Origin of the sequence: Actinomadura sp. 6K520 (genome assembly GCF_004349245.1) — a bacterium.
Taxonomy (GTDB): Bacteria; Actinomycetota; Actinomycetes; order Streptosporangiales; family Streptosporangiaceae; genus Spirillospora.
This window is the reverse complement of record NZ_SMLC01000331.1, coordinates 1-3,582: the sequence shown is the minus strand read 5'-3', so window position 1 is coordinate 3,582 and position 3,582 is coordinate 1. Positions and strand designations below refer to the sequence as shown.

Annotated in this window: 4 protein-coding genes; 3 read left to right on the top strand and 1 reads right to left on the bottom strand. The window is 73.2% G+C overall.

Annotated features, from left to right (window positions below; translation table 11 throughout):
- Positions 1-73: 73 nt before the first annotated feature.
- The 3 genes from E1289_RS36855 (at position 74) to E1289_RS36845 (ending at position 2,096) form a co-directional block, all read left to right on the top strand.
- Positions 74-385: an ATP/GTP-binding protein gene (locus tag E1289_RS36855; protein WP_131988701.1), complete on the top strand. Its 312-nt coding sequence runs from the start codon at positions 74-76 to the stop codon at positions 383-385.
- A gap of 82 nt (positions 386-467) precedes the next feature.
- Positions 468-1,190, top strand: coding sequence for an alpha/beta hydrolase (locus E1289_RS36850; protein WP_131988699.1), 723 nt, complete (start codon positions 468-470; stop codon positions 1,188-1,190).
- Between the two features lie 114 nt (positions 1,191-1,304).
- The gene (locus E1289_RS36845) at positions 1,305-2,096 is read left to right on the top strand and encodes an alpha/beta fold hydrolase (RefSeq protein ID WP_131988697.1); all 792 of its coding nucleotides are present in this window, start codon (positions 1,305-1,307) and stop codon (positions 2,094-2,096) included.
- A 47-nt stretch (positions 2,097-2,143) separates the two neighbouring features.
- Here E1289_RS36845 and E1289_RS36840 read toward each other — a convergent pair.
- The coding region (locus E1289_RS36840; RefSeq protein WP_243713456.1) for an AI-2E family transporter at positions 2,144-3,582 on the bottom strand (1,439 nt) is incomplete at its 5' end.

Here is a 3,582-nt window from a genome sequence, read left to right as displayed (position 1 = left end):
GCCGTGGCCCCCGCCCCCGTCCTCACCGAACATGTCACAGCGGGAAAGCCCCTCCGCTGAATATGCTCGGAACGTGAGCCCCCGGAAGAATCGTCGTGCGGTGTCGGGGCGCGCGTCCCCAGGTGGGGTGTCCTGGGTGCAGGAGACCGAGGAGGGTCCGGACGGGGAGTGGGTCGTCCGGGCGGTCTCCGGGGCCGGCGCGGTCAAGCCCTACCGGTGCCCCGGATGCGACCAGGAGATTCCGCCCGGCGTCGCGCACGTCGTCGCGTGGCGGGCCGACGACCGGGACGGACGGGACCGGCGGCACTGGCACCGTCCCTGCTGGCAGGCCAGAGGCAGGCGCTCACCACGCATCATGCGATCGCGCGGCGCACCCCGTTACTGAGGAGTCGTGTCATTGCGAAGCCGTGACTCCGCCGCCACCCGGCGGGCGGGGCTGCCAATCACCAACACAGGCTAGGAGGGTCATGGCGGAGATCAGGGCGTCCACGGTGCTGCCGGCGCGGCGTGCGGAGATCACGCTGCACACCGCCGACGGGCTGGAGCTCGTCGGCGAGCTGGCGCTGCCCGCCGAACGGCCGCCGGTGGCGACGCTGGTGTGCCTTCACCCGCTGCCCACGGCCGAGGGGATGATGGACAGCCACGTCCTGCGCAAGGCGTCCTACCGGCTGCCCGCGCTCGCCGACCTCGCGGTGCTGCGGTTCAACACGCGCGGGACGTCGTCGGCGCGCGGCACGAGCCAGGGCGAGTTCGGCGAGGGGGAGACCGAGCGGTACGACGTGGCGGCGGCGCTGGAGTACACCGAGTACCACGACCTGCCGCGCCCGTGGCTGCTCGGCTGGTCGTTCGGTACCGAGCTGGCGCTGAAGTGGGGACGCGACCCGCTGGTGGAGGGCCTGATCCTGCTGTCCCCGCCGCTGCGCCGCGCGGGCGACGCCGACCTGGACGCCTGGGCCGCCGACGGCCGGCCGGTGGTGGCGCTGGTCCCGGAGCTGGACGACTTCCTGCGTCCGGCGGAGGCCCGGGAGCGGTTCAAGCGCGTCCCGCAGGCCGAGGTGGTCGCGGTGGAGAACGCCAAGCACCTGTGGGTGGGCGAGCCGTATGTCCGGATCGTCCTGAACGAGATCGTGCGGCGGGTCGCTCCGGCGGCGGCCCCGCTGCCCACCGAATGGGACGAACCGGGCGAATAGTCTCACGCGGCCGATCGCGGCCACTCCCGTCACGTACGACTCGATAGCGGGTAACGATGGCTTAGCGATCGCGATCCCGGCGGCCCGCCGGGACGCCGTCCGGAGGGACCGCCGATGACCGTGCAGCTGTACGCCAGGGACGTCGGGTCCGGCACGCCGCTCGTCCTGTTGCACGCCTTCCCGCTCTCCTCGGCGATGTGGCTCGCCCAGCGGGAGGGACTGGCGAGCCGGTTCCGCGTCATCACCCCCGACCTGCGCGGCTTCGGCGGCTCGGTGCTCGGCGACGGCGAGCCGTCGATCGACGCGATGGCCGACGACGTCGCCCGCATGTTCCGGACCCTCGGCGTCCAGCGCGCCGTGGTCGGCGGGCTGTCCATGGGCGGGTACGTGGCGATGGCGCTGTGCCGCCGCCACCCCGACCTCGTCCTCGGCCTGGTCCTGGCCGCCACCCGCGCCACCGCCGACGCCGGCCCCGTCCGGGAGGCCCGGCTGCGGCAGGCGGAGCGGCTCGAAAGCGACGGCACCACCGCGGTCCTGGTGGACGAGGTGCTCCCCGGCCTCATCGGGCCCACCACGCTCCGCCTGCGCGCCCTCGTCTACGGGCGCGTCCGCGGGCTCGTCCAGGCCACCCCGCCGCTCGCCGCCGCCTGGGCGCAGCGGGCCATGGCCGGGCGCGCGGAGGCGTTCGAGACGCTCCGCAACCTGCGGGTACCCGCCCTCGTCATGATCGGGGACGAGGACGCGCTCGCCACCGAGGACGAGGCCCGCGCCATGTCCGAGGCGCTGCCGAACGCGGAGCTGCTGGTCATCCCGCGCGCCGGGCACCTGTGCGCGGTCGAGCAGCCGGACCTGTTCAACCAGGCCGTCGCCGAGTTCGCCGCCGCGCTGGCCAGGACCAGCCGCTGAGCCGCCGCGGCCGGGCGGCCGCGCCGCCGGGCCGCCGGGCCGCCGGGCTAGAGCGTCTCCTGCCTCGGCATCGCGACCTCGCGGATCAGCAGCGAGATCGCCGCCGCGGTCGGGATCGCGAGCAGCGCCCCGACCACGCCGAGCAACGCGGCGCCGACGAGCGCCGCCACGATCGTCACCGCGGGCTGGACGTCCACCGTCCGTTTCATGACGCGCGGGTACACGACGTAGTTCTCCACCTGCTGGTAGATCACGTAGAAGATCACGCAGGCGATGAGGTCGGTGGTGGATCCCGTCAGGAACGCGACCAGCGCCACGACCACCGCGCCGATCGTCGCACCCACCAGCGGGATCAGGGCGGTCACCGAGACGATCAGCGACAGCGCCAGGGCGTACTTCACCCCGAGGATCGACAGGAAGATGTACGAGGACACGCCCGCGATGAACGCGATCGTGAACTGCCCGGCGACGTATCCGCCGATCCGGTCGAGGATCTCGTCGCCGAGCAGGGCGACGCGCGCCCGCCGGGAACGCGGCGCGAGCTTGTAGAAGAACGTCTTGATCTGCGGCAGCGAGCTGAGGAAGTACAGCGTCAGGATCAGGATCGTGAGGGTCTGGAAGACGCCGTTGATCGCGACCTTGCCGATGCCGGTGGCGGTGTCGGTGAGGCTGTTCTGGAAGTCGGGGCTGTTGACGGCCTTCTCCGCGCGGTCGAGCAGTCCGTACCGCTTGTCCCACTCGGCCAGCGTCTTGTTGTTCTGCAGCTGCTCGACGTACTCGGGGATGCTCTTGCGCAGCTCGGTGACCTGCTCGGTGATCGGCTGGACGAGGGAGGCGACGAAGCCCGAGAAGAACAGCAGCACGAGGAGGAACACCGCCGCGACCGCCGCCCCGCGCGGCAGCCCGATCCTGCGGAGCCGCTCCACCGCCGGGTTCAGCCCGACCGCGAGGAACATCGCCACCACGATCATCACGATCACGGACTTGGCGTTGGACGCGGCCTGCACCAGCAGCCAGGCGGTGATGACACCGAGCGCCGCGGTGAACCCGAACACGAACGGGTGGGCGCGGCCGAGCGGCAGACCGGGCCGCCCGAACGGGAACATCTGGTCGACGCCCGCCTCGCGCCTGCGCTGCTCGACGTTGTGGGCCGGGTCGGGCGCACCCGGGGTGGGCGGCGTCCGATCGGCCACCGGGATCGTCGCCGGCAGGCCGACGGGCGCGCCGGTGGCGGGGTCGCGTTCCCGGGCGGGTTCCTCGATCTCCTCGGGCTTCAGCGCACCGCTGGGTGCGACGAGGCTCTCGTCCGGCTCCTGCGCCTCTTCCTCGCCGGACGGCTCGTCCTCAGCACGGGTGGGTGCGGCGTCCTCGGCGGGCTCCGCCTCGCCGGGCTCCGCCTCGCCGGGCTCCGCCTCGCCGGGCTCCGCCTCGGCGGGCGGCTCGTTCCCGTGGGCGCCGGTTTCCGCGGACGGGGCCTCGCCGGACG

Excerpts from the sequence above, each read along its gene's own strand:
- E1289_RS36850 (WP_131988699.1), top strand. The coding sequence starts at position 468 with ATGGCGGAGATCAGGGCGTCCACGGTGCTGCCGGCGCGGCGTGCGGAG.
- E1289_RS36845 (WP_131988697.1), top strand. The coding sequence starts at position 1,305 with ATGACCGTGCAGCTGTACGCCAGGGACGTCGGGTCCGGCACGCCGCTC.